Origin of the sequence: Halobaculum roseum (assembly GCF_019880245.1) — an archaeon.
In the GTDB taxonomy this organism is placed as follows: domain Archaea; phylum Halobacteriota; class Halobacteria; order Halobacteriales; family Haloferacaceae; genus Halobaculum; species Halobaculum roseum.
In genome coordinates this window covers 1324926-1350712 of the sequence record NZ_CP082286.1, presented here as the reverse complement: position 1 = coordinate 1350712, position 25787 = coordinate 1324926, and the positions used below count along the sequence as shown (strand labels likewise).

General features: G+C 70.2%; 27 protein-coding genes. 15 read left to right on the top strand and 12 right to left on the bottom strand.

Annotated elements, in window-relative coordinates:
- Positions 1-3 precede the first annotated feature (3 nt).
- The 3 genes from speB (at position 4) to K6T36_RS06805 (ending at position 2814) form a co-directional block, all read left to right on the top strand.
- Positions 4-858, top strand: a complete 855-nt coding sequence (gene speB / locus K6T36_RS06815) for an agmatinase (protein WP_222923183.1) — start codon at positions 4-6, stop codon at positions 856-858.
- 76 nt (positions 859-934) lie between these two features.
- The gene (locus tag K6T36_RS06810) at positions 935-1702 is read left to right on the top strand and encodes a Nif3-like dinuclear metal center hexameric protein (protein ID WP_222923182.1); all 768 of its coding nucleotides are present in this window, start codon (positions 935-937) and stop codon (positions 1700-1702) included.
- A gap of 62 nt (positions 1703-1764) precedes the next feature.
- A complete protein-coding gene (locus K6T36_RS06805; RefSeq protein ID WP_222923181.1) occupies positions 1765-2814 on the top strand; it encodes a deoxyhypusine synthase in 1050 nt (349 codons plus the stop codon).
- Between the two features lie 310 nt (positions 2815-3124).
- On the opposite strand, the gene K6T36_RS06800 is transcribed toward K6T36_RS06805, so the two are convergent.
- From K6T36_RS06800 to K6T36_RS06790, 3 genes are all read right to left on the bottom strand, one after another.
- Positions 3125-4384, bottom strand: coding sequence for a carboxylate--amine ligase (locus K6T36_RS06800; RefSeq protein WP_222923180.1), 1260 nt, complete (start codon positions 4382-4384; stop codon positions 3125-3127).
- A 148-nt stretch (positions 4385-4532) separates the two neighbouring features.
- On the bottom strand, positions 4533-6239 hold the full coding sequence (locus K6T36_RS06795) for a spermidine synthase (RefSeq protein WP_222923179.1): 1707 nt from the start codon (positions 6237-6239) through the stop codon (positions 4533-4535).
- A gap of 376 nt (positions 6240-6615) precedes the next feature.
- A complete protein-coding gene (locus tag K6T36_RS06790; protein WP_222923178.1) occupies positions 6616-7617 on the bottom strand; it encodes a DUF7972 family membrane protein in 1002 nt (333 codons plus the stop codon).
- 417 nt (positions 7618-8034) lie between these two features.
- Here K6T36_RS06790 and K6T36_RS06785 point away from each other — a divergent pair, with 417 nt between their 5' ends.
- The gene (locus K6T36_RS06785; RefSeq protein WP_222923177.1) at positions 8035-8229 is read left to right on the top strand and encodes a cold-shock protein; all 195 of its coding nucleotides are present in this window, start codon (positions 8035-8037) and stop codon (positions 8227-8229) included.
- Between the two features lie 210 nt (positions 8230-8439).
- Here K6T36_RS06785 and K6T36_RS06780 read toward each other — a convergent pair whose 3' ends face one another.
- From K6T36_RS06780 to K6T36_RS06770, 3 genes are all read right to left on the bottom strand, one after another.
- Positions 8440-9363: a DUF4397 domain-containing protein gene (locus K6T36_RS06780; protein WP_222923176.1), complete on the bottom strand. Its 924-nt coding sequence runs from the start codon at positions 9361-9363 to the stop codon at positions 8440-8442.
- 226 nt (positions 9364-9589) lie between these two features.
- Complete coding sequence (locus K6T36_RS06775; RefSeq protein WP_222923175.1) at positions 9590-10756, bottom strand: DUF4397 domain-containing protein; 1167 nt, start codon at positions 10754-10756, stop codon at positions 9590-9592.
- A gap of 255 nt (positions 10757-11011) precedes the next feature.
- Positions 11012-12211, bottom strand: a complete 1200-nt coding sequence (locus K6T36_RS06770) for a redox-regulated ATPase YchF (RefSeq protein WP_222923174.1) — start codon at positions 12209-12211, stop codon at positions 11012-11014.
- A gap of 227 nt (positions 12212-12438) precedes the next feature.
- Here K6T36_RS06770 and K6T36_RS06765 point away from each other — a divergent pair, with 227 nt between their 5' ends.
- Positions 12439-13050 carry a translation initiation factor IF-2 subunit beta gene (locus K6T36_RS06765; RefSeq protein WP_222923173.1) on the top strand — a complete coding sequence of 204 codons (612 nt, stop codon included), beginning with the start codon at positions 12439-12441 and terminating at the stop codon, positions 13048-13050.
- Positions 13051-13140: 90 nt separating this feature from the next.
- Complete coding sequence (locus tag K6T36_RS06760; RefSeq protein ID WP_222923172.1) at positions 13141-13386, top strand: DUF7385 family protein; 246 nt, start codon at positions 13141-13143, stop codon at positions 13384-13386.
- 39 nt (positions 13387-13425) lie between these two features.
- Here the strand turns inward: K6T36_RS06760 and K6T36_RS06755 are convergent, their stop codons facing one another.
- From K6T36_RS06755 to K6T36_RS06740, 4 genes are all read right to left on the bottom strand, one after another.
- Positions 13426-14397: a D-2-hydroxyacid dehydrogenase gene (locus K6T36_RS06755; protein WP_222923171.1), complete on the bottom strand. Its 972-nt coding sequence runs from the start codon at positions 14395-14397 to the stop codon at positions 13426-13428.
- A gap of 65 nt (positions 14398-14462) precedes the next feature.
- Positions 14463-14882 (bottom strand): peptide-methionine (R)-S-oxide reductase MsrB, encoded by a 420-nt coding sequence (gene msrB, locus K6T36_RS06750; RefSeq protein WP_222923170.1) that lies wholly within the window; start codon positions 14880-14882, stop codon positions 14463-14465.
- A gap of 86 nt (positions 14883-14968) precedes the next feature.
- Positions 14969-15766 (bottom strand): aldo/keto reductase, encoded by a 798-nt coding sequence (locus tag K6T36_RS06745; protein ID WP_222923169.1) that lies wholly within the window; start codon positions 15764-15766, stop codon positions 14969-14971.
- Positions 15767-15877: 111 nt separating this feature from the next.
- The gene (locus K6T36_RS06740; RefSeq protein ID WP_222923168.1) at positions 15878-16531 is read right to left on the bottom strand and encodes an HAD family hydrolase; all 654 of its coding nucleotides are present in this window, start codon (positions 16529-16531) and stop codon (positions 15878-15880) included.
- 107 nt (positions 16532-16638) lie between these two features.
- Here K6T36_RS06740 and K6T36_RS06735 point away from each other — a divergent pair, with 107 nt between their 5' ends.
- The 7 genes from K6T36_RS06735 to K6T36_RS06705 all read left to right on the top strand — a co-directional run bounded on the left by K6T36_RS06735 (position 16639) and on the right by K6T36_RS06705 (position 22595).
- Positions 16639-17754: an NAD(P)/FAD-dependent oxidoreductase gene (locus K6T36_RS06735; RefSeq protein ID WP_390182319.1), complete on the top strand. Its 1116-nt coding sequence runs from the start codon at positions 16639-16641 to the stop codon at positions 17752-17754.
- A gap of 162 nt (positions 17755-17916) precedes the next feature.
- Complete coding sequence (locus K6T36_RS06730; protein ID WP_222923166.1) at positions 17917-18945, top strand: beta-ribofuranosylaminobenzene 5'-phosphate synthase family protein; 1029 nt, start codon at positions 17917-17919, stop codon at positions 18943-18945.
- Between the two features lie 262 nt (positions 18946-19207).
- A complete protein-coding gene (locus tag K6T36_RS06725; RefSeq protein WP_222923165.1) occupies positions 19208-20044 on the top strand; it encodes an RAD55 family ATPase in 837 nt (278 codons plus the stop codon).
- Positions 20045-20232: 188 nt separating this feature from the next.
- Entirely contained in the window at positions 20233-21045 is an 813-nt protein-coding gene (locus K6T36_RS06720) for a CopG family transcriptional regulator (RefSeq protein WP_222923164.1), read from the top strand.
- Positions 21046-21783 (top strand): DUF8135 domain-containing protein, encoded by a 738-nt coding sequence (locus K6T36_RS06715; protein WP_222923163.1) that lies wholly within the window; start codon positions 21046-21048, stop codon positions 21781-21783.
- A gap of 32 nt (positions 21784-21815) precedes the next feature.
- Complete coding sequence (locus K6T36_RS06710) at positions 21816-22139, top strand: transcription factor S (protein WP_222608659.1); 324 nt, start codon at positions 21816-21818, stop codon at positions 22137-22139.
- A 36-nt stretch (positions 22140-22175) separates the two neighbouring features.
- Positions 22176-22595, top strand: a complete 420-nt coding sequence (locus tag K6T36_RS06705; protein ID WP_222923162.1) for a hypothetical protein — start codon at positions 22176-22178, stop codon at positions 22593-22595.
- Here K6T36_RS06705 and K6T36_RS06700 read toward each other — a convergent pair.
- A complete protein-coding gene (locus K6T36_RS06700) occupies positions 22578-23204 on the bottom strand; it encodes a dienelactone hydrolase family protein (protein WP_222923161.1) in 627 nt (208 codons plus the stop codon). The two genes, K6T36_RS06705 and K6T36_RS06700, sit on opposite strands and share 18 nt — an antisense overlap.
- Before the next feature lie 93 nt (positions 23205-23297).
- On the opposite strand from K6T36_RS06700, the gene K6T36_RS06695 reads away from it, so the two are divergent.
- Complete coding sequence (locus tag K6T36_RS06695; protein ID WP_222923160.1) at positions 23298-24149, top strand: PspA/IM30 family protein; 852 nt, start codon at positions 23298-23300, stop codon at positions 24147-24149.
- A gap of 97 nt (positions 24150-24246) precedes the next feature.
- On the opposite strand, the gene K6T36_RS06690 is transcribed toward K6T36_RS06695, so the two are convergent.
- Positions 24247-25251, bottom strand: a complete 1005-nt coding sequence (locus tag K6T36_RS06690; protein ID WP_390182320.1) for a DUF7972 family membrane protein — start codon at positions 25249-25251, stop codon at positions 24247-24249.
- A gap of 190 nt (positions 25252-25441) precedes the next feature.
- Here K6T36_RS06690 and K6T36_RS06685 point away from each other — a divergent pair, with 190 nt between their 5' ends.
- Positions 25442-25783 (top strand): ferredoxin, encoded by a 342-nt coding sequence (locus K6T36_RS06685; RefSeq protein ID WP_222608655.1) that lies wholly within the window; start codon positions 25442-25444, stop codon positions 25781-25783.
- Positions 25784-25787: the final 4 nt, after the last annotated feature.

Sequence of the window (25787 nt, the reverse complement as noted above, 5' to 3'; positions counted from 1 at the left end):
TCCATGCGATTCCCCGGCGCGAACGCCGATCGCGACGAGGCGGCGTACGTCCTCACGGGCGCGCCGCTCGACGCGACGACGACGTTCCAGCCGGGGACCCGCTTCGGACCCGAGCGGGTCCGCAAGTTCGCCGCCACCTACGACGACTACGACCGACGGACGGATTCGTTCTTCTCCGATCTCCGCGTCCACGACGCGGGCGACGTGCCCGCGTGGGACGCACTCGACGAGTACCTCGATCACCTGACCGCCGAGCTGCGCGCGGCCGTCATCGACGACGCCGTCCCGCTCCTCTTGGGCGGCGAGCACACCGTCACCTGGGCGGGGGTGCGCGCCAGCGCCCCCGACGTGCTCGTCACGGTCGACGCGCACCTCGATCTCCGCGACGCCTACGACGGCAACCCGCTGAGCCACGCGTGTGTCGTCCGGCGCTGTCTCGACGGATACGAGAGCGACGAGAGCTCGGGAGGCGACCACCCAACCGTCGACGAGGTGGTCGTGCTCGGCGCGCGCACCGGCTCCCCCGAGGAGTGGGAGCGCGCCGACGCCCCCGACGTGACCGTCGTCGCGCCCGAGGACGTGGCCGACTGGGTCGGCGAGTTCGACGGCTTCGACGACCGCGAGGCGTACCTCTCGATCGATATCGACGGCGCCGACCCGGGGTTCGCGCCGGGCACCGGTACGATGGAGCCGTTCGGCCTCTCGTCCCGCGAGATCCGCGACGCCGTCCGGGGGGTCGCGCCCCACTGCGTCGGGATCGACGCCGTCGAGGTGAACGACCGCGACGACGGGCAGGCGGCGGCGCTGGCCGGGAAGCTGCTGCGTGAGGCGGTGTACTCGCACGCGGACGCGCGCTGACTTCTTCTCGCCGTTCCGAACCGATCAACGTCGCCGACGCGGTGGCTACAAGCGGCCCCCGCCCGTCCGCCCGGGCATGGAGCGTTCGGAGTTCGTCGACCGACTCGACGCTGAACTGGACACCGACGCGTACGCCGACCTCGACGCCTCCCCTAACGGCCTCCAGGTCGGCTCGCGCGAGGGCGAGGTGGAGACGGTCGCGTTCGCCGTCGACGCCGTCGAGGCGACCGCCGAGGCCGCCGTCGATATCGGCGCCGACGCGCTCGTGACTCACCACGGGACGATCTGGGGCGGCCTCGACCGGGTGACCGGCCGCGAGTACGACCGCATCGAGCCGCTCGTCGCGAACGACGTGGCGCTGTACGTCTCGCATCTCCCGCTCGACGGCCACCGGGAGCTGGGGAACGCCGCCGGCGTCGCCGACGTGCTCGACCTCGTCGACCGCGAACCGTTCGGCGAGATTGGCCCCGAATACGTCGGCCAGCGCGGCGTCGCCCCCGACGGCTACGCGGCCGACGAACTCGCGAGGACGCTGGAGGCGGCGCTGGACCACGCCGGCGAGGGCGTCCAGGTGCTCGATTTCGGCCCCGACGAGATCGAGGACGTGGGGATCGTCACGGGCAGCGGGAGCGACTGGCTGCGCGAGGCCGAGCAGTCGGGGCTCGACGCGCTCGTCACCGGCGAGGGGAAGGGGAAGGCGTACCACGAGGCGCGCGAAGCCGGCGTCTCCGTGTTCCTCGCGGGCCACTACGCGACCGAGACGTTCGGGGTGCGCGCGCTGCAGTCGCTCGCCGAGGAGTGGGGGCTGGAGACGCACTACATCGACCACCCGACCGGGCTGTAAGTACGGGACGCCCGGCGCCGTGAACCACGCGCTTCAAGCGTCCCCCGGACGCACGCCCGACAATGAGCGACGAGGACACCGGCGGCGACGACGGCGGGGAGTGGGAGCCGCCCCACCGAGAGGCGTTCGACCACGACCCGCTCGGACACGCGCGGGTCCGCGGCGGCATGACCGTCGCCGAGCTGGTCGAGCAGTACGGCCACGCGGGCATCGGCGCGGAGTCGGTCCACGGCGCCGCGGACGTGCTCTCGGAGATGTGGGCCGACGACGACTGCACCGTCTTCGTCTCGCTCGCGGGCGCGATGGTCCCGACCGGCATGCGGCGGATCGTCGCGGACCTCATCCGCGACGGCTACGTCGACGCGCTCGTGACGACGGGAGCGAACCTCACCCACGACGCGATCGAGGCGATCGGCGGGAAACACCACCACGGCGAGGAGCGCCAGGCGGGCAAGAGCCTCCGCGAACACGACGAGCAGCTGCGCGACGAGGAGGTCGACCGCATCTACAACGTCTACCTCCCGCAGGAGCACTTCGCGGAGTTCGAGGCGCACCTCCGCGATGAGGTTTTCCCGCCGTTGGCCGAGCGCGACGGCGCCGTCTCGATCGCCGAGTTGACCGCGGAGTTGGGCCGCGCGAACGCCGAGGTCAACGAGCGCGAGGGCGTCTCGGAGGGCCCCGGCGTCGCCGCCGCCGCCTATGAACACGACGTGCCGATCTACTGCCCGGCCGTGCAGGACTCCGTGCTCGGACTCCAGGCGTGGATGTACGGCCAGACATCGGACCTGACGCTCGACGCGCTGGCGGACATGACGCCGCTGACGGATCTGGCGTTCGAGGCAGACACCGCGGGCTGTCTGCTGATCGGCGGCGGCGTCCCCAAGAACTTCACCCTCCAGACGATGCTCGTTACGCCGCGCGCGTACGACTACGCCGTCCAGATCACGATGGACCCCGAGGCGACCGGCGGGCTCTCGGGGGCGACGCTGGAGGAGGCCCGATCGTGGGGGAAACTGGAGACGGACGCCGAGAACGCCTCCGTCTACGGGGACGCGACGGTGTTCCTCCCGCTGCTCGTCGCGGCGGCGCGCGAACGCGTCGAGGCCGAGTAGGACTGGTAGCCGCTACTCGTCGACCTGCTCCCCGCGTACGTGTCGTTCGAGTTCCGCTTCGGAGTCGAATCCCCTGCCACAGTCGTGACAGAAGACGCGGTCGGATCCGGTGAGGCTCATGTGTGGCAGTCACATACTCGCGTACCCCTGTTGAAAGCGGCGGCTCTCGTCAATGGTTGCCATATTGTATTAGTCATCTGATGTGTGCGCAGATGTCGCCCGTCGGCGCGGTCGATCGGCGCGCGGTCGGTCGACGCCGACGGTATCACGACGCCGACGTGATCGTCGTTCCGTCGGAGGACGCCGTCGTTCAGGAGTGCCGTGGCGCGCGGTCGTCGGTGTGGCGCAGCCACGACACCCACCGCCCGTCGGCGACGCGGTCGGGGAGGACCCTGCGGGCGCCGGCGACGAACGGGCCGGGGTCGTCGAGTTTGAGGTAGTCGAACCGGGGTTCGCGGACGATCGAGGCGCCGATCTCTCGGAGCGTGCCGAGGATCGCTGGCCGATCGACGTGCGGGGAATCCTCGGTCAGGACGCTCAGGAGGTAGCCGAGCTCGCCGTAGAGCATGTGCGTCCCGACTCCCACGTCGTAGCCGTCGTCGATCGCGTCCGCCCGTCCGGTCGCGGCCAGCCAGTAGTACCAGGGGAAGTCGGCGCCCGCGTGGACCGTCGACGGGAGCGACTGCCACATCCGCGGGTTGATCTCGGTCAGGACGTACTCGCCGGTCGCGGCGTCGCGCATGTACTCGATGCACGCGAGCCCGTGCCAGTCGAGTTCGTCTAGGAGCGCCCGCCCGACCTCCTCCAGCTCGGGATCGGCGATCGACCGGCGGTAGACGCCGCCGCCGCCGGTGTAGGAGTTCCCCCGGATCTGCCGGTGTTGGAAGGTCGCGAGCGGTTCGCCGTGGTCGTACAGCCCGGTGAACATGAACTCGCCGTCCGTCCGGACGAACTCCTGAACGATGGGGTCGTGGCACATCTCGGCGCGGATCCCCTCGATATCTGGCGTTTCGCCGCGGCCGACGTGGTGGATCCCCTTCACGACGTTCGCGTCGTCCGGCCCCAGATCGTCGAGGTTCGCGTCCGTGAGGACGTTATACCGTGATTTGATCAGGAGCTCCGGCGTCCAGTCGTCGACATCGGAGAGAAGCCGGGTCTCCGGAACCGGGACCCCGGCCGCCTCCGCGGCCGCCACGAGCTGGATGCGGTCGAACACCCGCTCCAGTTGCGCCATCGGCGGAACGACGAGCGAGACGTGCTCGGCGAACGACGACTCGTAGCGCGACAACAGGTAGGTGTCCTCCGGTCGGACCGGGATGATCGTCCGCACGTCCTCACGTTCGGCAAGCGCCAGGAGGGCGTCGCGATACGGCACCAACCCCTGTCGCGGCCGCGGCAGCGTGACCGCCTCGTCACAGTAGCGCGACGCCGCCGCGGGGACGTTCGGCTTCTCCGAGGCGACCACCGTCCCGATGCCCTGTCGGGCGAGCGACCGGACGCACGTACACGTCGCCCCGTCGTACCCCGTCGGGATCAACGCCCGCTCGCGCTCGTCGTTCACGGTGTCCATTCGTACTCCTCGCGTTAGCAGGCGTCCACGATTAGTATGCGGCGTGGATCCGCGAGTACGACGCGAATAACCGGATTCCCAGCCGCTCGGACGACCGCCTCGCCCGCCCCGTTGCTCATCAGACGCCCCGCGCCCGATCCGGTGTCGACTACGGTACGGTTACCCGGTCGAGTTCGGCCGCGCGAGCGCCCGGTCCGCGGGGCGGCGGCCCCACCCCCGCCACGGGGCGTGCGCTCACGTCTCGAACGGTTGCCGGGTCGGCCGTCACCCGCTCGGATTCCCGGCCGCGATCCTCGGCCGACTCGCTCGCGTTCGATTCCTGGATGACGTAGCGTTGGCCGACCATCGGGTCCAGCAGGCTGTCGACGGGCGCCCGGTCGTCGCGCAGGACCGGCACGTCGTCCGTCGGCGGCGCGTCGGCGTACGTCCGGATCTCCGCCTCGAGGTCGATCCCGATGTCGCGACGCTCGTTGCGCGCGAGCAGCCGCTCCTCCGAGAGCCGGGTGTCGTTCTTCGTCGCGACCAGCTCGATGTTCTGGACCACGCCGCCGCCGGCGGTCGGGAAGCTGTACACCTGCGGGAACTCACGCGAGACGGTTCGATACTCCGCGCGGTAGAACTTCGAGGCCGGCCCTCTGGGGGCGGAGATGACGTTCGCGAAGAGGATCCCGTCGTCGTCGAGGCGATTGTTCGCCAGCGACATGAACTCCCGCGTCGTCAGCTCGAAGGGAACCTTGTCCTTCTGGTAGGCGTCCAGGACGATCAGGTCGTACGTGCGGTTCGTCTCCCGGAGGAACTGCCGGCCGCCCTCGTTGTAGATGTTGAGCCGCTCGGACTCCTCGACGCGGAAGTACTCCGTCGCCGCGTCGATCACCGCGGGGTCGATCTCGGCCACGTCGACGGTGACGTTCTCGTACTCGTGGACGAACCGCTTGGGGCCGGTGAAGCCGCCGCCGCCGATGAACAACACCCGATCGATCTCGTCGGGGTCGTCCGCGAAGAGATACGGGAGATGGAAGTAGCGCGTGTACTCGAACACGTGTCGGTTCGGCTCCTCGATATCCATCGCGCTGTGGCGCTGCCCGCCGAGATACAGCGTCCGTGTCTCGCCGAGATCGACGACCCGCAGGCTCTGGTACGGCGTCTGCGTCTCGTACACCACCTCGCCCTGGACGCTGTAGCCGGCGGCGCCGGTCGCGGCCGACACGACGAGCAACAGCGCGACGAAGCCGGTGACGGTCGCGCGCTCGCGGCCGAACGGCCGCCCGACCGCCACCGCCGCCGCGATCGAGATCGCGCCGAACACTAACGCGATCTGGTCGATGCCGAGCGAGGGGATCAGGAGGTAGGTGGTCGCGAACGCGCCGACGATGCTGCCGACGGTGCCGAGCATGTACACGTGGCCCGACGCCTCGCCGAGCCCCTCCTTCGCCGACAGCTCGGCGGCGTACGGGCTGACGTAGCCCAGCAGGTACGTCGGCGGCCCGAACAGCAGCGTCACCGCCGGCAGCGACGCGATCCGGCTCGGCAGCGGGAAGCCGGCGGTGGCGCGCAAGAACACGTCGCCGACGAGGATCAGCCCCGCGACGTACACCGCCGTCAGGAGGAACACCCGCGCCATCCGGCCGTTCGTCGCGCGCTCGGCGGCCAGCTTTCCCCCGCGGTGGTAGCCGTAGCTCAGCGCCGCGAGGAACACCCCGATGATGGTGCCCCAGGTGTAGATGCTGCTGCCGAACTGCGGGGCGATCATCCGCCCGGCGAGGATCTCCAGGCCCATGCTCGCGACCCCCGAGACGAACACGGCGATCTCCGGCCGGTTCAACCGGAGGGCGTCGACGGGGCGGGACGAACTCATCATCGGTGCCACGGGTTCGAGGGGGATAACTGTTCGACGGCCGCGGCGTCGTCGCGGGAGCGGCTCGTCGGCCGGCAGGAGAAACGCACTTGCGTCGCGACGGGGTAGTGGCGGGTGGCCGATGACGAGGCGACCGCTCCGAGCCCGGGTGGCTCCGGCGCGACGACGAGCCCTATGAGTGCCGAGGCCGTCGTCTTTGACGGTAGAGATATTCTCGGAGAAAGCGGGGGTGCAACAGTAGGCAGGGACCCACCAGGGTGTTCTATCCGTCCGAACCGGTCATCGACGCGCGAGTGTGCCGAACGGCTTCCCCGTCGACCCGCCTTTCGAGAGGGAACTGCGATCACCGAACCTAGTCCCGCAACGACGGACTGCCTCACCCGGTGTCGGATCGTTCCTCGGGCGGGACGAAGGGCCCGACCGACACGGTATGGCGAGCGATAGTGGCCGCCCGGAACACGTATGCGATGAACACGGCGAGCGGCGTGACGATGACCCCGATACCGAGACTGAACGCGAGCGGCAGATACTGGGTCGGAACAGTGACGGAGTCGGGGAGGTAAATGAGCGCCATCGCGATGCTGGCAGCGAGGGCTACGAGACCGCTGTAGGCGACCACGCGGGAGAGTCGAGCGAAGTCCTGCTGGAGCGAGAGCGTCTTGAAGAACTGGCGCGTGATCGCGATGGCACCCAGCAGATCGTCGATCGCGTCGAGTTCCGCTCCGGCCTCCTCGGAGAGACGGTCGCCGTGCTCGTTCCGGAGATGTTCAGTCGCGGTCATGTTCTGGGCGTATTCGGTCCCCAGAACGACCTCCAGTACGTTCACGATGGCCGTCTGGCTCTCGATCTTCGTAGTGATGCTTTCTCCGTAGGCGGCGATCCCCTCGGCGTACGTTTCGACCTCGTGCGTCCCGTCGCCGCCGGCGTGTTCGAACGCCGAACCGAGACGGTTCGCGCGCTCGGTTAGCGTCTCGGCCACCAGGTCGAGGAACTCCGCCGGGTCGTTCGGAGCGGACGATTCGCCGGCGTGGTCACGGACGCGACGGCGGAGGTCGCGCGTGCCGCTCAACTGGTCGGACAGTTCGTTCGGGGAACCGAACACGCGCGAGAGGACGAGCTGATTGATGGACAACGCGATCGTCACGAGCGTCACCGTTCCGGAGATGAGTCCGCTCGCGAAGGCCGACGCCGCGGCGCTACCCGGCCCGATGGCCAGGAGCCCGAACTGGGTCAACGGGAAAAAGAAGGCCACGATAGCCGCGACGAGAACGCCCGACACCGCGATGCGATTCCCTCCGAGAACGAGCCAGTGCATCGCCCGTTCCACGGGCCCGTCGATGCTCCGAACCGAACTCGCCGTACTCACGTCGTCACTCATGGCCGACGGGAATGGCCGCTATCGGAGATATCGTTGGTCGAAGCACGCGTTCGTTCCCACTTCGAGATGTGGCGTCAAAGACATGTCCCCATCCACGGACTCGCAAGTCGAGACGACAGATCCGAACTACGGGCTGCCCGCCCACACCCCACAGCTCGACCGTGGATCCGACGACGAAACCTGTGTGACAGAAGGACACGGATCGGGCGGTAACGACTCACACGACTCCGATACCTCCGGATCGCGGGGATCGCCGCCTCGTTATGACGGATCGGGCACCGTACTCCCGTACAACCGACCTCGCATGGCCGAATGACCATACAAATCAGTTGTCACAGAATATTTGTCCGGAAAGAAATCCGTTCGGGGAACAAATGCGGAACCCTTATCCGGTCGACGGCCATTCGTTTGGTTGCAATGGCAAACGGTAAGGTTGATTTCTTCAACGACACTGGCGGCTACGGTTTCATCGAGACTGAGGACTCCGACGACGACGTGTTCTTCCACATGGAGGATGTCGGCGGCGAGGATCTGACGGAAGGGACCGAGATCGAGTTCGACATCGAACAGGCCCCCAAGGGCCCGCGCGCGACGAACGTCGTCCGCGCATAACTAGGCTCACACCGTCGCCTGACGGCGACATCACTGTGATTCCGATTCTTCACCGACGCAACTGACTCCACAGCGACGCCTCCGCTCCGGTCGACTACCGGAGGACGGGAGGGTCGAGAGCGACCGGTGTGCGGCGTTCGACACCTGCCGCCGTCGCTCTCGTTCTCGGTCGTCTCGCTTCGGTACTGAGCGCCGCGAACGGTCCGTGCGTTACTCGGGCGCCTCCGTCGGGGTTGCCTCCGGCGTCTCGGTTTCGTCGTCGGCCTCGTCGTCGGCCGGCGTCTCAGTCTCGTCCGTCGGCGTCTCCGTCTCGTTGGTCTCCTCGTCGTCCTCGTCGGCGGCGCTCGGGAGCGTCACGGACTTGGTCGCGTCGTCCACGAGCGAGACCTGGAACTCCGGCTCGCTGTCGTTCTCCGCGTCGAGGTACCCGACCGCGTAGCCGGTGTACGCCGAGCCGCTCTCCAGCGACACGTCGACGGTCGTGACGACCTCCCCGTCGTTGTCCTCGGTCGCCTCGCGGATCTCGAGGGTGTACTCGCCCGCGGGGACGCTCACGTAGTCCGAGACGCCCGCGTAGGAGACGTTGTCGGCGACGACGGTGTCGCTCCCCTCGACGGTGATGTCGACGGCCGGCGCGTCGGGCGAGAGGTGTGCCACTGCGACGGCCGCCTCACCCTCCGCGGGCTGGAGCGCGTCGTCGCGGATGAACAGCGGCGCGAACGGCTGGCTCGCGTTCTCGCCGATCTCGCCGCTGGCGGCGATCGTCGTCACCGACCGCGCCTCGACGCTGACGTTCGCGTCGTACACCACGTCGCCGGTTTCGGCGGCGGTGATCGTCAGCCGGTGGTCGCCGGCGGCGATCGCGAGGTAGTCACTTGCTTCGCCGAGTTCGATTCCGCTGACGACCGTCTCGTTGTCGAGCGCCACGTCGACGGCGGGCGCGTCGGCCGAGGCGTGGACGACGCGGAGGTAGGAGGTCTCCTGTGTCGACGGCCCGTCGGCCTGTAGTTGCTGTTGTTGCAACGCCGGTGCCGCGGCGGCCGGTCCGCCGAAGGTCGCCCCGCTGACGACGACGCTCCCGGCGAGGAGTATCACGAACGCTACCGCGAGTGTTTTGGTTGGTGGGTCGCGCATCGCGTTCGGATGACACGTCCGTATGGTGGTTTGTTATGGACCGACGCGGACGACCCGCTCGATCCGCCGGCGTTCGCCGTCGCCGTGTAACGTCGTCGTACTCTCGACGGCCGAATCGACGGTCGCTCGCGATGTCCGTATCGACGGCTACGGGTACGCTCGACGTTCGAGAAGAAACGAGTCGTTTCGAGGATCGAGGGCGTCAGCCGGCGTTCCGTTTCCGGGGTCAGGCGGGTTCCTCGGTACCGGTTTCGGTGCCGGCCTCCGTTTCGGTGCCGGTTTCCGTTCCGGCCTCGGTACCGGTTTCCGTTCCGGCTTCGGTACCGGTCTCAGTTCCGTTCTCGGTACCATCGGGCGTTCCCGTTTCCGCCTCGGCGGCGCCGGCGTCGACCGTGAGCAGCACCTCGAACGGGGCGTCGGCCGCCTCGCCGTCCGGGGTCAGATACCCGGTCGCGAACGCCGAGGACACCGTTCCGCCCGTGAGCGACACGTCGACGGTCGCGACCGGCCCGTCGCCGGTCGCCGTTCCGGTGGCCGCGGATTCCGTTTCGGTTTCCGCGGATTCCGTCTCCGTGTCGGCGGGCGTGCCGGTCGCGGTTTCGTTCTCCGTCTCGGTGTCGTTCTCGGTTCCCGTCTCGGTGCCGTTCTCGGTTCCCGTCTCGGTGCCGTTCTCGGTCCCGTTCTCCGTTTCGGTCCCGGCGCCCTCCGCGGCGGCGACCTCGAGGGTGTACGACCCCTCGGGAACCTCCGCGTAGTCGCTGGCCTCGCCGAACGCGACGCTCTCGACGAGCATGTCCCCGTCGGCGACGCCGACGCTGACCGGCGGCGCGTCGGGGGAGGCGTGCACCACGCGCACCGCGGCGGTGTCGTCCTCGGGCGCCTCGACGCGGTCCTCCAGCGGCGTCACGGCGAACTCCTGGTTCTGTCCGGAGACCTCGCCGAAGGCGGCGACGGTGAACGCGCCGTTGTCGAACTCGACGTCCTGTTCGAACACCGCCTCATCCTCGCCGGCGGCCGTCACCGACATCGGATACGTCCCCGGTTCGAGCGCGTAGTAGCCGCTCACGGAGCCGTACGCCACGTCGGCGAGGATCTCCGACCCCGCGACCGATACGTCGACGTTCGGCGCGTCCGGCGAGAGGTGTGCGATGCGGACGACCGCCATCCCCTCCTCGACCGCGCCGGCCGGGTCGTCGACTTCCTCCGGCGGCTCGCCCGTCTCCGTTTCCTCGGCCTCGGTTTCCTCCGCCGGCGTCTCCTCGTCGGTCCCCTCCTCGACCGTGCCGACCGTCCCGTCGGTCGCGTTCGTCGTGTTGTTCGTCCCCGCGCCGCAGCCGGCGAGTCCGACGCCGACCGCCGCGCCGAGCGCCGCTGTGAGCTGTCGTCGTGACACCGTTCGTCGAGTCATGCAGGCCGACACGTCCGGCGGCTGTCGCTTTGTTATGGAGCGGAGCAGAACACACACGCCGCGATTACGTGGGCGGCGTCCCCGATACCGAGACGGACGGTCGGCGGTCGCCCATTCGCACGCGTCCGCACGAGTGCGCCCGGTAGGTTCGGTCGATCGCGGCGGACGCCGAGTAAGCCGGTCGTACGAACCTCGTCCTCGCGGAGTTCGCCGCGACCGTCGGCTGTGGGGAGCCCGGCCTCACCCGGTCGTGACGATCTCGACCACGTCGCGGTGTTCGAGCACCGAGTCGGCGCCGACCTGGCGGCCGCTCCGGCAGTCGATCCCGTGGAGGAAGCCGTCGCCGATGTCCGAGTGAAGCGTGTACGCGAAATCCTCTGCGGTCGCGTGGTCCGGCAGGACGAAGCAGTCGCGGAACGGGCCCTTGCTCCAGGAGCCGCTGGCGCTGCCGGGGAAGACGGCCTTCGCGTCGAGTTCCTCGAACAGCGCCGCCTCGATCACCGACTGGACGCCGGTGCCGCCGTAGTCGGCGACGAACTCGCGGATGGTCTCCAACCCTTGCGCCTGCTCGTCGCTCACGTCGCCGACGATCTCGAAGTCGTCGTCCCCGGGCGTGTAGTCGACGACGCCGGCCTCGTCGGCCTTCTTCAGCGACCCCTCCGCGTGCGCGCTGGCGGGGACGACCGTGAGGTGCTCGTACTCGGGGTCGCTCGTGATGGCCTCGTAGTTCTCGCGGGCGGCGGGCGTGTCCATCTTGTTGGCCGCGATCACCATCGGCTTCGTGCGCTTGCGGATCTCGCGGGCCAGATCGAAGCGGTCCCCGTCGTCCCACGTCTCGGGGTCGAGTTCCAGATCGAGCGACAGGACCACCTGCTTGATCTCGTCCTTGTTCGTGCGGAACGCGCTCATCTGCTCGGCGAGCACTTCCTCGACGCCGACCTCGTCGCCGGGATTGGGCCCCTGGTACATCGACTCGAACTTCTCGATGCCCTTCTCGAGGATGTCGAGGTACCACTGGTCGAGTTCGTTCTCCAGGAAGTCGATGTCCTCGCGGGGGTCGTGCCCCTCGGTCGGCTCGCCCTCGATGTCCGTCTCCCCGGAGAAGTCGACGACGTGGACGAGCACGTCCGCCTCGTTGAGGTCCGAGAGGAACTGGTTTCCGAGGCCCTTCCCCTCGTGGGCGCCGGGAATGAGGCCGGCCACGTCGACCAGCTTGACGGGGACGAACCGGGTGTCGTCGCGGCAGAAGCCGTGGTTCGGCTCGCACGTTTCCTCGAACTCCGGGGCTGGGCAGTCGACGCCGACGTACGCCTCGCCGATGCTGGGATCGATGGTGGTGAAGGGGTAGGCGCCCTCCGGCACGTCGTTCATCGTCGCCGCGTTGAAGAAGCTCGATTTCCCGACGGACGGCTTGCCGACGAGACCGATCGTGTAGCTCATTACGAGCGCTGGGCCGCCGCGACTGAAACGCGTTTCTACCGGAGGGCCTCTGTGTCGCCCGTTCACATGGGATCCGGACGGCACCGCTTCGACTGGAACCCGAGATCCGGCCGCGCGTCCGATCCGGCGGAGAACCGGCGCCGGACCGTCGCAGTCTCCCGATTCCGCGGGAACCACGGCACGGACTCTCTCGGAAGCCCTATACGTGAAACTGCCCTCCAACGCCTATGAACTACGCCGACGCGCTCGACCGCGCCTACGACGAGTTGCCCGACACGCCAGCCGACGCCGGCGAGCGACTGCAGGTCCCCGACCCCGAGGGACAGACCGACGGGGCGTTCACGCGCCTGACGAACCTCTCGGACATCGCGGACGCGCTCTCGCGAGACGCCGAGCACCTCCACAGCGCCATCCAGCGCCAGCTCGGGACGAACGGCCAGTTCGAGGACGGCGTCGCCCGATACAACGGCTCGTTCTCCATCGCGGACTTCGACGGCGCCATCGACGAGTACGTCGCCGAGTTCGTCACCTGCTCGGAGTGTGGCCTCCCCGACACCGTCCTCAAGACCGAGGACGGCGTCCGGATGCTCCGCTGTCAGGCGTGCGGTGCGTTCCGCCCGGTCCAGAAGCGGTCGGCGGCGACGAGCCACGACTCCGGTCCCGACATCGAGGAGGGCAAGACGTACGAGCTGGAGATCACCGGCACCGGCCGCAAGGGCGACGGCGTCGCCGAGAAGGGGAAGTTCACGGTCTTCGTCTCCGGCGCCCAGGAGGGTCAGACCGTCCAGGCGTACGTCCACAACGTCTCGGGCAACCTCGCGTTCGCCCGCCCGACGTAACCGCGCCCCAACCGACGCGTCGGCGACCCCCAGTTTCAGCGCTGACAGCCGGGACGCAATCTACTTTCCTCGCGGCGGCGGTCCCGCGGTATGGCGCGCCTCGACATCGCCGACGGCTTCGACGTGCACGACTACCGGAGCAAGCTGAAGCTCCTCGAACAGGACGCCGGGTCGATGACGCTCGCGAACCGCGAGGGGCTGGGCTGCCCCGCCTGCGGCGACGCCTTCGAGCGCCTGTTCGTGGGCGACGACGAGACGGTGACGTTCGCGTCCGCGCCGAACGGGCCGATCTGTCTGGCGCGCACCGACGACCGGCTGCTCGTTATGACGCACTGAACCGGCCTCCGCGGGAACGCCCCCATCGTCTCGCTCGCCTCACACCACGCGGTTCCGCATGTCGTCCGGGTCGCCCTCCGCGAGGCGGCGGTAGTTCTCCGCGAGGATCTCGGTCCACCGCTCGGCCTTGTGCGGGGTGCTCCCGGCCATGTGGGGCGTCACGAACACGTTCGAGAGGTCCCACAGCGGCGAGTCGCCCGGCAGCGGCTCCTCCTCAAACACGTCGAGCGCGGCGCCGCCGATCAGGTTCGAGCGCAGCGCCCCGACGAGCGCGTCCTGGTCGCAGACCTCGCCGCGGGCGACGTTGACGAGCACGCCGTCGCCGCCGAGGAGGCGTAACTCGTCGCCGCCGATCAGCCCCTCCGTCTCGTCGGTGAGGGGACACGCGAGCACGAGGTAGTCGGCGGCGAGACACACCTCGTGGAGGTCGTCGGGTGTGCGTGCCTCGTCGACCACGTCGGGCATCGCGTCGAGGTCGCGCCGGACTCCCCACACCTCCATCCCGAACGCGCTCGCGAGTTCCGCGACGCGGGTCCCGATGGCGCCGACGCCGACGATCCCGACGGTCTTGCCGCGCAACTCGCCGCCCTCGCGGCGCTCCCAGCGCGCCTCGGCCTGTTGGCGTGCGAGCGCGTGGAGGTCGCGCTCGAAGCTCAGCATATAGCCGAGCACCTGCTCGGCGATGGGCTCGGCGTGGACGCCCGCCGCGTTCGTGAGCGCGACTCCCCGGTCAGCGAGGTCGTCGGTCGGGAGGTGATCGGTTCCGGAGGAGAGCGCCTGCACCCACCGCAGGGAGTCGGCACGTTTGAGCAGTCCCTCGGGAAATCGACCGACGACGAGCCCGTCGGCGTCGGCGGCGTGTTCGTCGGTCTCGGCGGGCGTCGCCGCGGCGACGACGCGGTCGGCGGGGAGGCCGTCGTCGACGAGACGGTCGCGGAGGTCGGAGCCACGGTCTGGCCCGACGGTGTGGGCGAGCAGGAGCGTCGGCCGGTCGGTTGATTCGGCGGTCACATCGACCGCGTCGGTCGGTCGCGAGAAAAACTCGCCGGTGGCCGGTGCGTTCGCGTCCAGCCCGCCTACTCGTCGGCCTCGAAGTCGAGCGCGACCGAGTTGATGCAGAAGCGCTCGCCGGTCGGCTCGGGGCCGTCCTGGAACACGTGTCCGAGGTGGCCGTCGCAGACGGCGCACTTCACCTCGACGCGGGACATCCCGTGGCGGTCGTCGTCCTCCAGCGTCACCTTGGACTCGTCGGCGGCGTAGAAGCTGGGCCAGCCACACCCGGAGTCGTACTTCGTCTCCGACTCGAAGACGACGGTGCCACAGCCCGCGCACTTGTAGACGCCGTCCTCGTCGCGGTCGACGTGCTCGCCGGAGAAGCGCGCCTCCGTCCCGCGCTCGCGGAGGATCTCGTACTCCTCCTCGGTCAGTCGCTCGCGCCACTCCTCGTCGGTCTCGGGGATGTCCTCCTCGGGCGCCCGCTCGGCTGAATCGCTCATACCCGATCTGGGGGCCACAGCGGCATGAACCCACGGTCGACGGCGGGCGACGGTGCCGGCGGCGGGGGGCGCCGACGTGTGTCGACTCACTCCGGGAACAGTTCCTCCTCGCGTTCGATCCCGTCGATCCGGTCGTGGTCCTCGGGATCGAGGTCGAGGTCGGCCGCCGCGAGGTTCGCGCGCAGGTGGCGCTCGCTCGTCGCCTTCGGGATCGTGGCGACGCCCTCCTTGTCCGTGAGCCACGCGATGCTCGCCGCCTCCGGCGTCGCGTCGTGCTTCTCGGCGACCGCGCGTACCGCCTCGACCTCCCGGACGCGACCGCCGGCCAGCGGCGAGTACGCGACCAGCGCGTAGCCGTGGTCGACGGCGTGCTCGCGCAGCGCGGGCCGCCGGAACAGGGGATGATACTCCGTCTGGTGGCCCGAAAGCGGGGCGTCGAGCAGGTCGATCGCCTCGTCGAGTTCGTCGAGCTCGAAGTTCGAGACGCCGACGTGGCCGACGAGGCCGTCGTCGACGAGCGCGTCGAACGCCGCCAGCGTACCCGCGGGGTCGTAGCCGCCCTTCGGTCGGTGGACGTACAGCAGGTCGACCGCGTCGAGGCCCAGTCGGTCCAGGCTCGCCTCCGTCGAGGGGCGCACGTCCTCGGGCGCGAGGCGGTCGATCCAGGTCTTCGTCGCGACGGTCACGTCCTCGCGGGCGACGACCCCGTCGTCGAGGGCCGCCGCGAGGCCGGCGCCGACGGTCGCCTCGTTCTCGTACACCTGCGCGGTGTCGAGGTGCCGGTAGCCGACGTCGAGCGCCGTCTCGACCGCGCGGGCGCCCTCGTCGCCGTCGAGGCCCATCGTGCCGAGGCCGACGGGCGGGAGATCGAGATCCGTGTTCATACGTGCCGATCGGGAGGCGGGGAGAAAGCGTCGGCGGTCGTGGGGCAAGCGTGGCGGTCGGCGGTCGCGAGAACGACGACAGTGGTCGGCGGTCGCGGGCAGGTTCGGCGGTCAGTTACAGATCGCCTGGAGATCTGCCAGCCCGTCGATGTCGTACGTCGGCGTGACCGAGAGGGTCCAGTCCTCGCGGTGGGGGCGGCGGATGAACGCCGAGTCGATGCCGGCGTTGTCGGCGGCCTCGATGTCGGACTCGTTGTCGCCGACGAACAGCGCCGTCTCGGCCTCCAGATCCGCGAGCGCGCGGTCGATGTAGTGGCTGTTGGGCTTCTTTCGGCGGAGGCTCTCGACGGTCGGCTCGCGGCCGTAGGCGGTGTCGAAGAGGTCGGCGACGCCGAAGTGATCGAGGAGGAACTCCACCGTCTCGTGCTGGTTCGAGGAGACGATGCCGAGCGGCGCCGAGAGGTCCCGGAGCACGTCGACGTCGTCGTACAGGCGCTTGTTTCCCGCATGGACCTCGCGGCGCTGGGCCTCGAAGGCCGTGCGGTCGCGCATCGCCCAGAACTCCCGGGGCGTGAGGTCGTAGGTGTCGCACACCTCCTCGACCTGTTCGGGGGAGACGCCGACGACCATCGACTCGACGTGTTCGGGGTCGGGATCGGCCACCGAGAGCGCCTCGAAGGCGTCCCAGGCGGCCTCGTGGAGCACGTCGTAGTGGGTGCGCCCCACGAGCACCCCGTCGTTGTCGAAGACGATCGCGTCGTACATGGCGGTACTGGCGTGTCGTCCGCCATAAGGCTTTCACACACGGTCTCGGCCGTGAGAACGGTGTCCGAGCGCCCGCAAGCGATACGGAGCCGGCGCCCCTGCATGCGGTGATGGCACACATCGGCATCGTCGGCGCCGGGCTCGCGGGCGCCGGCGCGGCGTACGCCCTCCGCGACACCGACCACGACGTGACGATCCTCGAGAAGTCCCGCGGCGTCGGCGGACGGGCGGCGACGCGGCGGAAGGACGGTTGTCGCTACGACCACGGCGCCAACTACGTGAAGCTCCCCGACGACCGGACCGGCGATCTGGTCCGCGATCTCGGCGAGGACGGCCTCGTCGACATCGCCGAGCCGGTGTGGACGTTCGGCGCCGACGGCGAGATCGCCCCCGGCGACGGCGCCGACGAGCACAAGTACACCTGGGAGGCGGGGATCACCCAGTTCGCCAAACGGCTGCTCGCCGAGACCGACGCCGAGGTCCGAAAGACGACGCGCGCGGAGTCGATCGCCCGCGGCAAGGCCGCCGGTCGCGACGGCGGCGCCGACACGTGGACGGTCACCGACACCGACGGCGCCGAACACGGCCCCTTCGACGCGTTGTTGCTCACGCCGCCGGCGCCCCAGACGGCCGACCTGCTCGCGGCGACAGAGTGGTCCGGGGAGGAGGGGGAAGACGCACTCGCGGCCCTGCGGACGGCCGTCGACGGGGTCGAGTTCCGCACGGTGCGGACGCTCGTGTTGCACTACCCCTTCGAGCTCGACGTGCCGTGGTACGGGCTCGTCGACGTGGACAAGGCCCACGAGATCGGCTGGCTCTCCCGGGAGGAGTGCAAGCGCGGGCACGTCCCCGACGGCGAGAGCCTGCTGATCGTCCAGATGAGCCCCGAGTGGTCGACCGAACACTACGACGATCCCCTCGACGAGGCGGCGGACGCGGCGGCGACGCGGGCGGCCGACCTCGTCGGCGACGACCGCCTGACCGACCCCGACTGGGTCGACGACCAGGGCTGGCGCTACGCGCTCCCGAACGAGGGGCTCGTCGGCGACACTGACGACGGCAGCACCGCCGGCGCCGATGGCGACGGAGTCGCCGATGCGGTCGCGACCGCCCGCGAGGCGGGGCTGTTCCCCGCCGGCGACTGGGTCGCCGGACGCGGTCGCGTCGCCGCGGCGCTGTGGAACGGGATCGACGCCGGCGAGTCGATCGCCGAACGGCTGTAGCGCGGCCGTCCGCGACATTCTCGCACCGCCGCCGTTCCGGGTGCCACCGTTGTCGTCGCCGTCACCGTCGTTTCCGTCGTTGCCGCCGCCCCAGACACCGTCCGTATTGTCCGCTGTCGAAACCGACACCCCCATGTCGACCGGATCCCGACCAGAGACGCCATGCCGGACGACACGCACGACCGCCGCTCGGACGCCCCCTCCCCGTCCGCCTCCACGGTCACGGTCGAGTCCGGCGCGCGCCTGCACTTCGGCTTCGGCAACCTCTCGCTGGCGCACGAACGGCTGTACGGCGCCGTCGGCGTCGGCCTCGACGCGCCCCGCGTCCGGCTCCGCGTCGCCCCGGCGGACGCGGTCGAGAGCGACCACGACGCCGCCCGCGAGTACGCGGCACGCGCCTGCGACCTGCTCGATGTCGACGGCGCGCGCGTCGCCGTCGAATCGGAGCTCCCGCGCCACATGGGCCTCGGAAGCGGGACGCAGCTGGCGCTCGCGACGCTCGCCGGGGTGGCCCGCGCGCACGGTCGCGACCCGCGGGTTCGCGAGCGCGCGCCGGCGCTGGGCCGGGGCGGCCGCTCGGGAATCGGCGTCGCGACGTTCGAGGCCGGCGGGTTCGTCCTCGACGCGGGCCACCCGACCGGGCGGTTCACCACCGACCGCCCCGCCGACGGCGACTGGACGGTCCCGGCCGTCGCCGCCCGCCACCGCGTGCCCGACGACTGGCGGTTCCTCCTCGTCATCCCGGAGGCGGACCCGGGCCGCGCCGGCGACGCCGAGGACTCCGCCATCCGGCGCGCGGTCGAGGACGCCGACCCCGCCGTGGCCGACCGCGTCGCCGGCGCGATCCAGCGCCGCCTGCTGCCCGCCGTCGCGGAGGGGTCCGCCGAGCGCTTCGGCGCCGCCGTCGAGGAGATCGGCCGGCTCAACGGCGCGTGGTTCGCCGACGAGCAGGGCGGCGTCTACCGCCCGCCGGTGGGCGACATCGTCGCCGAGGTGGGCGACGACCCCGCGGTCTACGGCGCGGGGCAGTCCTCGTGGGGCCCCGTCGTGTACGGCGTCACCGACGCCGACCGGGCCGAGACCGCGCGCGAGGCCGGGGAGGACGCCCTCGCTGCCGCCGGCGTCGCCGGGGACGTGCGGGTCGTGCGGCCGCGGAACAGCGGCGCGGATATCCGGCCGGCGGAGGAATGACTGGCGACGACTGAACGATCTCTGCGGTGGCGCGCGCCGGCGCGGGTCCGTCCGCGCCGGAAGCGCGCGAGGGATGAGCGAGGCCGTGAGCGAAGCGAACGGCCGAGTGAATCGGCTGGGGAGGTCGTGGCTGTCACGTGACGGTGCCTGTGCCCGATCGGCTCATGTGGCCTGTTCTCGACGGTCGTTCCGTTCACACCGGATCGCCCGTTCCGCCCCGGCCGGCACAACGACTAAGCACGCGCCCGGATTGTCTCACTCCATGGACCGGATCCCGTTCGGGGTCGCCCAGCTCGACTCGGTGCTCGGCGGCGGTGCCCCGGAGGGCAGCGTCGTGCTCGTCGCCGGCGAGTCAGGCGCCGGCGCCCGGGAGTTCGCCTACACGAGCGCCGCGATGAACGCGCTCGCCCGCGTCGACGACGAGACGTTCGACCTCTACTACGGTGATCTCGACGACGCGGCGGCGGTTCCGCCGGAGGTTCACTACCTCTCGTTCACCACCGACGCCGACTACATCGAGCGCGAGCTGCGCTACACGATGGCCGACGAGATCGTCGACGCCGCCGTCGAGGGGATCGAGTTCGCCGACCTCTCGCCGGAGTACTTCCAGCTGTCTGCCATCCCGCGCGAGTGGTACATGGGCGCCACCAGCACCATCCACGACCTCGGGAGGGCCGGCAACCGAGACGGCGTCCTCTCCGCGCTCGGCGAGTACCTGACGGACAACGCGGCCGGCAACCTCGTCGTGATCGACGCCGTCACCGACCTCGTCGGCGCCTCCGGCGGCGAGGTCGAGTGGGCCGACGTGGCGATGCTGGTCCGCGGGCTCGCGAAGGCCGTCCACTCGTGGGGCGGGCTGCTGCTCGCGCTCGTCAACACGGACACGATCACCGACCGGCAACTGGGGCAGCTCGTCGACGGCAGCGGCGGAACCCTCCAGTTCAGCTGGGAGTCGGGCGGCTCCAAGCGCGCCCGGACGATGGTCGTCCGCGAGTTCCGCGGCGTGCTCTCGCAGCTCGAGTCGGAGAACATCGTCCGCTTCGAGACGGAGATCCACGACGGCGGCCTCGACATCAGCGACGTGCGGAAGATCCGGTGACGGCCCACACCGGCGCGGTCGCGTCGAGGTCCGGCGCCGATCGCGAGGATAACGGATGTGCCCCCGCCGGAGACACGACCGACGCCGAACTCGACGCCACCGTCCGGCGACGAGGATGTCATCTCTCGATACTATCCCCGATAGCTGGGCCGGTACTATTTACCTGCACACTCCTTACGGACCGGTAGATGGACGGTGAGCAGGTCGAGGGGCTGCCGGGCGTCCTTCGCGAGTGGATCGAGGCCCGCGCAGGGGAGACGGGCCGATCGCGCGAGGAGGTGCTGGCTCGGGCGGTCACGGTCGCCAAACTGCTCGACGAGCACGAGGAGGAGCTTCCGGACCCGTCGACGGTCGGCGACGCCGGGGAGGCCGCCTCGCGGCTCGACGTGATCGAGAGCCGCATCGACGAGCTGGATCGCGAGCTCGACGAGAAGATCGACGACGTCCGCTCGCGGGTGATCCAGGTCAAACGCGAGACCGACGGGAAGGCCGAGGCCGACCACGACCACCCGGGGCTGGCGGGCGTCGAGTCGGTCGAGGACCTGGCCGAGGACGTCGACTCGCTCCGTGGGGACCTGTCGGACCTGGAGGAGACGTTCGAGAGCGGCTTCGCGAACTACGAGGAGGTGCTGGAGTACCTCACGGACGCCGCCGACGAGCACGACGAGAAGCTCTCCAGGCTCGCCGCCGTGCTCTCCGACGTCCGCGCCCGCGTCTCGACGCTGGAGTCCCGCGAGGCGCACCGCCGCGCGGCGGCCGACCTGAAGGACGAGGCAAACCGCCTCGGGATCGCGACGGCCGACTGCGACGGCTGCGGCGGGAGCGTCCGGCTCGGGCTGTTATCGAGCCCGGAGTGTCCCCACTGCGGGAGCACGTTCGAGACGGTCGAACCGGCCGCCGGCTTCTTCGGGTCGCCGTCGCTCGCGGTCGGCGCCCGCCCCGCGCTGGAGGGGGAGACGGTCGACGAACGGGAGACGCGGGACATCTTCGAGGGGGAGTAGATGCCCGACGACCGCGACGCCGACGGCGACGCCGAGGCCGACGGCGACCCTCGCGACGAGTCGGAGTCCGACGGGGAGGGGACGCCGCGGGTGCGGAACCCGTTCGCGTCGGACGATCCGACCCACGGCGATCCGGATCGAAGCGACGACCCGATCGCGGGCGACGCGACCGCCGGCGACGCGACCGCCGGCCCCCGCGACCGCGGCGGGAGCGCCCCGCTGGGGGAGCTCGCCAGGCGGGTCGGCGAGAACCGGAACCGCGACGCACCCGGCGACCGCGACCCGTTCGAGGAGGTCGACGTGGGCGACATCGACACCGAGGCGCTGTGGGAGTCGCTCGACGCCGATGACGCGGCGTCGTCCGACCCGGACGGGCTCGGCGCGTACGACCCGCCCGAGGGGGCCGCCGAGCGCGTCGACGAGTCCCCCACGCGTGACCGCGACACCCGCCCCGAACACGTCCTCGACAAACGGGAGTACTGCCAGCGGTGTCCGTACCTCTCGGCGCCGCCGGACGTCGCCTGCGGCCACGACGACACTGACATCGTCGAGGTCGTCGACGGCGATCGCTTTCGCGTCCGCGGGTGCCCGATGGTGACCGCCGAGGGCAGGCCCGACTTCGCTGCCGTCGCCGCCAGTGCCGACTCCGGCGACGGCGACGCCAGCGTCGACTCCGTCGGCGACGGCGGGGCGTCGACCGGCAGCGACGGCGACACCTCCGCCGCCGACGACGCGTAAGTCATACCGGTGCGGACCGGGTAGGACGCGGTATGCAGTTCTGTGACGACTGCGGCTCGATGATGCGCACCGAGGACGGGGTAATGGTGTGCTCCTCGTGCGGCGCGACCGCCGACCGCGACGAGGACCTGGCCGCGCAGTTCGTCTCCACCGAGGCCCAGACCGACGACGACGTGATCGAAACCGAGGAGGGCGCAAACTTCGAGGGGAAGCCGACCTCCGACGACGTGATCTGCGACGAGTGCGGGCACACCGTCGCGTGGTACACGATCAAACAGACCGGCGCCGCCGACGAGCCGCCGACGCGCTTCTTCAAGTGCAAGGAGTGCGGCTATCGGTGGCGGGAGTACAACTGACGACGGAGTTTTACCGCCGCCGAGAGTGCGATGACCATGGCCCTCCACGACCGCCTCGCCGCCCGGCTTCGGCCCTTGCACGCCCTCATGCTCGCGGTGTTCCTCGCGGGCGCCGGCACCCGACTCATGGACGGTGCTCGCCCGCTCTTCGCCGTCCTCGTCGGCCTGTTCTGGCTCGTGATCTTCCAGTTCACCGTCGGCAACGTCTGGGGCTACGCCGTCGAGTACCGCAACGCCGGCGGCGACTGGGGGGACGCCGCGTTCGTCGCGCCGTTCGCGATCGCCTTCCTCGCGGGCGCCACGCTGTACACCGTCAGCCGGAACCTCGGGGCCGCGGCGAGCGCGGCGTTCTGGGTGTTCGTCGCCGCGACCGCGGTCACCGCCGTCGTGGTGAACCTCCTCGTCGGCTACCGCGAGGGCGACCCGGACGCCGACGGCTCACAACTCGCCGAGTAGCCACTCCCCGACCGCGTCGCCGACCTTGCCCGCCTGCCCGACGAAGAAGTGGTCGGCGGAGAACTCCCGAAGGTCGAACCCGAGTTCCCGCGCGCGTTCGACCACCGGCTCCCAGTCGGCGGTGTCGTCGCGGGTGCCGAACACCACCTGCGCGGGGCAGTCGAGGTCGTCCATCGCCGCGACCGCGTCGAGGTCGTCGGCGAGACGGGCCGTGGGCGCGAGCGCGGAGACGGCGTCGGCGTCGCCCTCCGAGGCCACCTGCAGGGCCAGGCACCCCCCGAAACTGAAGCCGAACAGCCCGACGCGCTCGTAGCGCTCCCCGGCCCACGCGACTGCGTTGCGGGCGTCGGCGCGCTCGCCGTACCCCTCGTCCCAGTCGCCGTAGTCGAACCGGAGGCAGTCGACGCCGCCGGCGGTCAGCACGTCGGAGACCGCACGGAGGCGCTCGTCGCCGCGGTGGCCGCGGTGCTGCGGGTGGGGCGGGCACGCCACGACGCAGGCGTCGGTGTCGGGGTCGGCCTCCGCGTCGGCGTCGCCTCGCTCGGCCTCGCTCGCGCGGTCGAGCGATCCCCGAACGTCGCGGCCCCCGGGAACGAGTACGTCAGTCACGTCGGCGGCTCCGCCCGCGCGAGTCAAAACGGTAGCGGGTGGCGTCCTCTCGTTCGGGTGAGATTTATACGGCCAGTTCACTTACTCCGGGCTATGGGTATCCTCTCGCGCACCTCCTACGTCATCCGCTCGAAGATCAACTCGATCCTCAACCGGGCGGAGGACCCGACGGAGACGCTCGATTACAGCTACGAACAGATGCGCGACGAGCTGCAGGACGTGAAACAGGGCATCGCCGACCTGACGACCCAGAAGAAGCGCCTGGAGATCCAGAAGCGCCGGCTTGAGGAGAACGTCGAGAAGCACAACGAGCAGGCGCGGGAGGCGGTCCAGCAGGACCGCGACGACCTCGCGCGCAAGGCGCTGGAGAAGAAGAAGTCGAAGATGAACCAGATCGAGGACCTGGAGACGCAGATCGCCGAGCTGCAGGACACCCAGGACCAGCTGGTCGACAAGAAGGACGAGCTGCAGGGCCGCATCGACGAGTTCAAGACCAAGAAGGAGACGATGAAGGCGCGCTACGAGGCCGCGGAGGCGTCGACGCGGGTGTCGGAGGCGATGTCGGGCGTCGGCGACGAGATGGCCGACGTGAGCCGGTCGATCGAGCGCGCCGAGGAACGCACCGAGGAGATGGAGGCGCGCTCGCAGGCGATGGACGAGCTGCAGGACACCGGCGCCTTCGACGACGCGCTCTCCGACGAGGACGAGATCGACCGCGAACTGCAGTCCGGGCGCACCGACCGCGAGGTCGACGCCGAGCTTGAAACGCTGCGCGCGGAGATGGGGAAGGAGTCCGCGGAGTCGGACGACGGCGGCGAGGCGGCGGTCGACGCCGACGCCGATGTCGAGGCCGACGCCGCGGTCGATGCCGAGGACGTGCCCGACGAGGAGGTCGAGGCGGAGCTCGAGGAGCTCCAGCAGGAGGAGTCGGACAACTCGAAGTAGCGCGCTCCCGCTCCCCCGATCGCTCCCTCTGCTTCCCCTCTCTGTTTCCCGTTTTCTCCTCCCCGTCTCTCCGTCTCACGTCGGTCGCCGATCCGGTTCAGTCGTCGTTCGGGGTCGTCTCGCGGAGCGTGAACGCGCCGATCGAGAGCGTCCGTTTCGTCACCGTCGCGATGCGGAGCACGTACGACAGCAGGATGGCGAACGGGAGCAGCCCGACCGCGGCGACGAGGCTGACGACGAGCGGTCCCGCGAGGTACACCCCCGTCGCGGGCGCGCCGGGGACGAGCGCGCTGAGGTACAGCACCGACCCGAACGCGATGACGAGCGACGGCACCGCCGCCCACAGCACCGACCGCGAGAGGTCGACCAGCTCCCACTGGAAGTACAGCGTCTTGAAGTGCTCGCGGGCGGGGCCGAACAGCTCCAACACGTCCCCCAGCGCCGACAGCGCCTCGTCCTGCTCGTCGGTGAGGTCGTGGCTGGCGCGCAGGCGCCGTGACTCGTACAGCTTCCACGAGTAGTTGAAGTTCAATGCCGCCGAGACGACGGCGAAGGTGCCGAACTGCGCGTCGTCGAGGTTCTCGCCGACGGTCTCGGCGTTGCCGCGGACGCTGTCGACGAGCCGCGCGGCGTCGTCGGCCAGCTCCTCGTCGTCCGCCAGCGCCTCGTCCACGTCGTCGGCGCGCTGGCCGGCGGCGATCACCAGCTCGCGGAGGAACGCCGCCGGCTCGGGCGGCATCACGTCGCGGCCGAGCGTGTCGGCCACGTCGCGGCGGAACTCCGTCGCGCCCTCCATACGCTCGCGCTGGTCGCCGACGGCGCCCAACTCCTGGGAGAGCACGAGCTGGTTCAGCGTGAGCACGAGCGTCACGACGGTGATCGTCCCCCCGATGAGCGGCTGGAACGCGGTCTCGATGGGGTCGCCGTCGGTGAGCAGCGTCGCCGCGCCGGGGGCGAGGACGCCGGTGGCGAACAGCAGCACGAACACCGCCGCGAGGAAGCCGGCGGCGACGAGCCACCGGTCGGCGTCGACGAGGAGCCACAGTTTCAGCCGGCTCGTCCCGGCCCGCTCGCGCATCGTGTCGTCGGGGGCGTCGCTCACTACCGCGTCGCTTGCGGGCCGAGCGAAAAAACGCGTCGGCCGTTCCCGTGCGGATGTGACTCCCCACCGGAGTCGTCGACGTTCTCGCCCGTGCATCGTCGACGCAACCGGCCGTGCATCGTCGTCGCCGCCGCCGACGCATGGATCCGGGCACCGACAGACGAAAGTCGCCCGGGGCGGAACGTCGGGTATGAGCGACCTCGACGCGGAGGTACAGACCGCCAGCGACGTCGGCGGCGACGGGCCGCCGGTGGAGGAGAAGCCGTACAAGATCATCTTCGAGGCGAACGCCTGCTTCGGCGCGGGCAAGTGCGCGGAGGTCGCGGACAACTGGGAGATGGACATCGCCAGCGGGATGGCGAAGCCGAAGTCGTACTACATCGGCGAGGACGAGTTGGAGGAGAACATCCGCGCGGCGGAGGTGTGCCCCGCGAAGAAGGACGTCGGCTGTATCCACGTCGTCGACCGCCGGACCGACGAGGAGCTGTCGCCGGACCCCCACGGCGACGGCACCCTGAGCGTCGACTGGTGAGGGC

What these genes read in the sequence shown, in the direction of transcription:
- K6T36_RS06685 (WP_222608655.1), top strand. Translation starts at nt 25,442, where the DNA reads ATGAGCGACCTCGACGCGGAGGTACAGACCGCCAGCGACGTCGGCGGC.
- K6T36_RS06710 (WP_222608659.1), top strand. Translation starts at nt 21,816, where the DNA reads ATGCAGTTCTGTGACGACTGCGGCTCGATGATGCGCACCGAGGACGGG.
- K6T36_RS06770 (WP_222923174.1), bottom strand. Translation starts at nt 12,211, where the DNA reads ATGAGCTACACGATCGGTCTCGTCGGCAAGCCGTCCGTCGGGAAATCG.
- K6T36_RS06810 (WP_222923182.1), top strand. Translation starts at nt 935, where the DNA reads ATGGAGCGTTCGGAGTTCGTCGACCGACTCGACGCTGAACTGGACACC.
- K6T36_RS06795 (WP_222923179.1), bottom strand. Translation starts at nt 6,239, where the DNA reads ATGAGTTCGTCCCGCCCCGTCGACGCCCTCCGGTTGAACCGGCCGGAG.
- K6T36_RS06805 (WP_222923181.1), top strand. Translation starts at nt 1,765, where the DNA reads ATGAGCGACGAGGACACCGGCGGCGACGACGGCGGGGAGTGGGAGCCG.
- K6T36_RS06745 (WP_222923169.1), bottom strand. Translation starts at nt 15,766, where the DNA reads ATGAACACGGATCTCGATCTCCCGCCCGTCGGCCTCGGCACGATGGGC.
- K6T36_RS06720 (WP_222923164.1), top strand. Translation starts at nt 20,233, where the DNA reads ATGGACGGTGAGCAGGTCGAGGGGCTGCCGGGCGTCCTTCGCGAGTGG.
- K6T36_RS06715 (WP_222923163.1), top strand. Translation starts at nt 21,046, where the DNA reads ATGCCCGACGACCGCGACGCCGACGGCGACGCCGAGGCCGACGGCGAC.
- K6T36_RS06790 (WP_222923178.1), bottom strand. Translation starts at nt 7,617, where the DNA reads ATGAGTGACGACGTGAGTACGGCGAGTTCGGTTCGGAGCATCGACGGG.
- K6T36_RS06800 (WP_222923180.1), bottom strand. Translation starts at nt 4,384, where the DNA reads ATGGACACCGTGAACGACGAGCGCGAGCGGGCGTTGATCCCGACGGGG.
- K6T36_RS06780 (WP_222923176.1), bottom strand. Translation starts at nt 9,363, where the DNA reads ATGCGCGACCCACCAACCAAAACACTCGCGGTAGCGTTCGTGATACTC.
- K6T36_RS06730 (WP_222923166.1), top strand. Translation starts at nt 17,917, where the DNA reads ATGCCGGACGACACGCACGACCGCCGCTCGGACGCCCCCTCCCCGTCC.
- K6T36_RS06785 (WP_222923177.1), top strand. Translation starts at nt 8,035, where the DNA reads ATGGCAAACGGTAAGGTTGATTTCTTCAACGACACTGGCGGCTACGGT.
- K6T36_RS06765 (WP_222923173.1), top strand. Translation starts at nt 12,439, where the DNA reads ATGAACTACGCCGACGCGCTCGACCGCGCCTACGACGAGTTGCCCGAC.
- K6T36_RS06705 (WP_222923162.1), top strand. Translation starts at nt 22,176, where the DNA reads ATGGCCCTCCACGACCGCCTCGCCGCCCGGCTTCGGCCCTTGCACGCC.
- msrB (WP_222923170.1), bottom strand. Translation starts at nt 14,882, where the DNA reads ATGAGCGATTCAGCCGAGCGGGCGCCCGAGGAGGACATCCCCGAGACC.
- speB (WP_222923183.1), top strand. Translation starts at nt 4, where the DNA reads ATGCGATTCCCCGGCGCGAACGCCGATCGCGACGAGGCGGCGTACGTC.
- K6T36_RS06760 (WP_222923172.1), top strand. Translation starts at nt 13,141, where the DNA reads ATGGCGCGCCTCGACATCGCCGACGGCTTCGACGTGCACGACTACCGG.
- K6T36_RS06725 (WP_222923165.1), top strand. Translation starts at nt 19,208, where the DNA reads ATGGACCGGATCCCGTTCGGGGTCGCCCAGCTCGACTCGGTGCTCGGC.
- K6T36_RS06695 (WP_222923160.1), top strand. Translation starts at nt 23,298, where the DNA reads ATGGGTATCCTCTCGCGCACCTCCTACGTCATCCGCTCGAAGATCAAC.
- K6T36_RS06740 (WP_222923168.1), bottom strand. Translation starts at nt 16,531, where the DNA reads ATGTACGACGCGATCGTCTTCGACAACGACGGGGTGCTCGTGGGGCGC.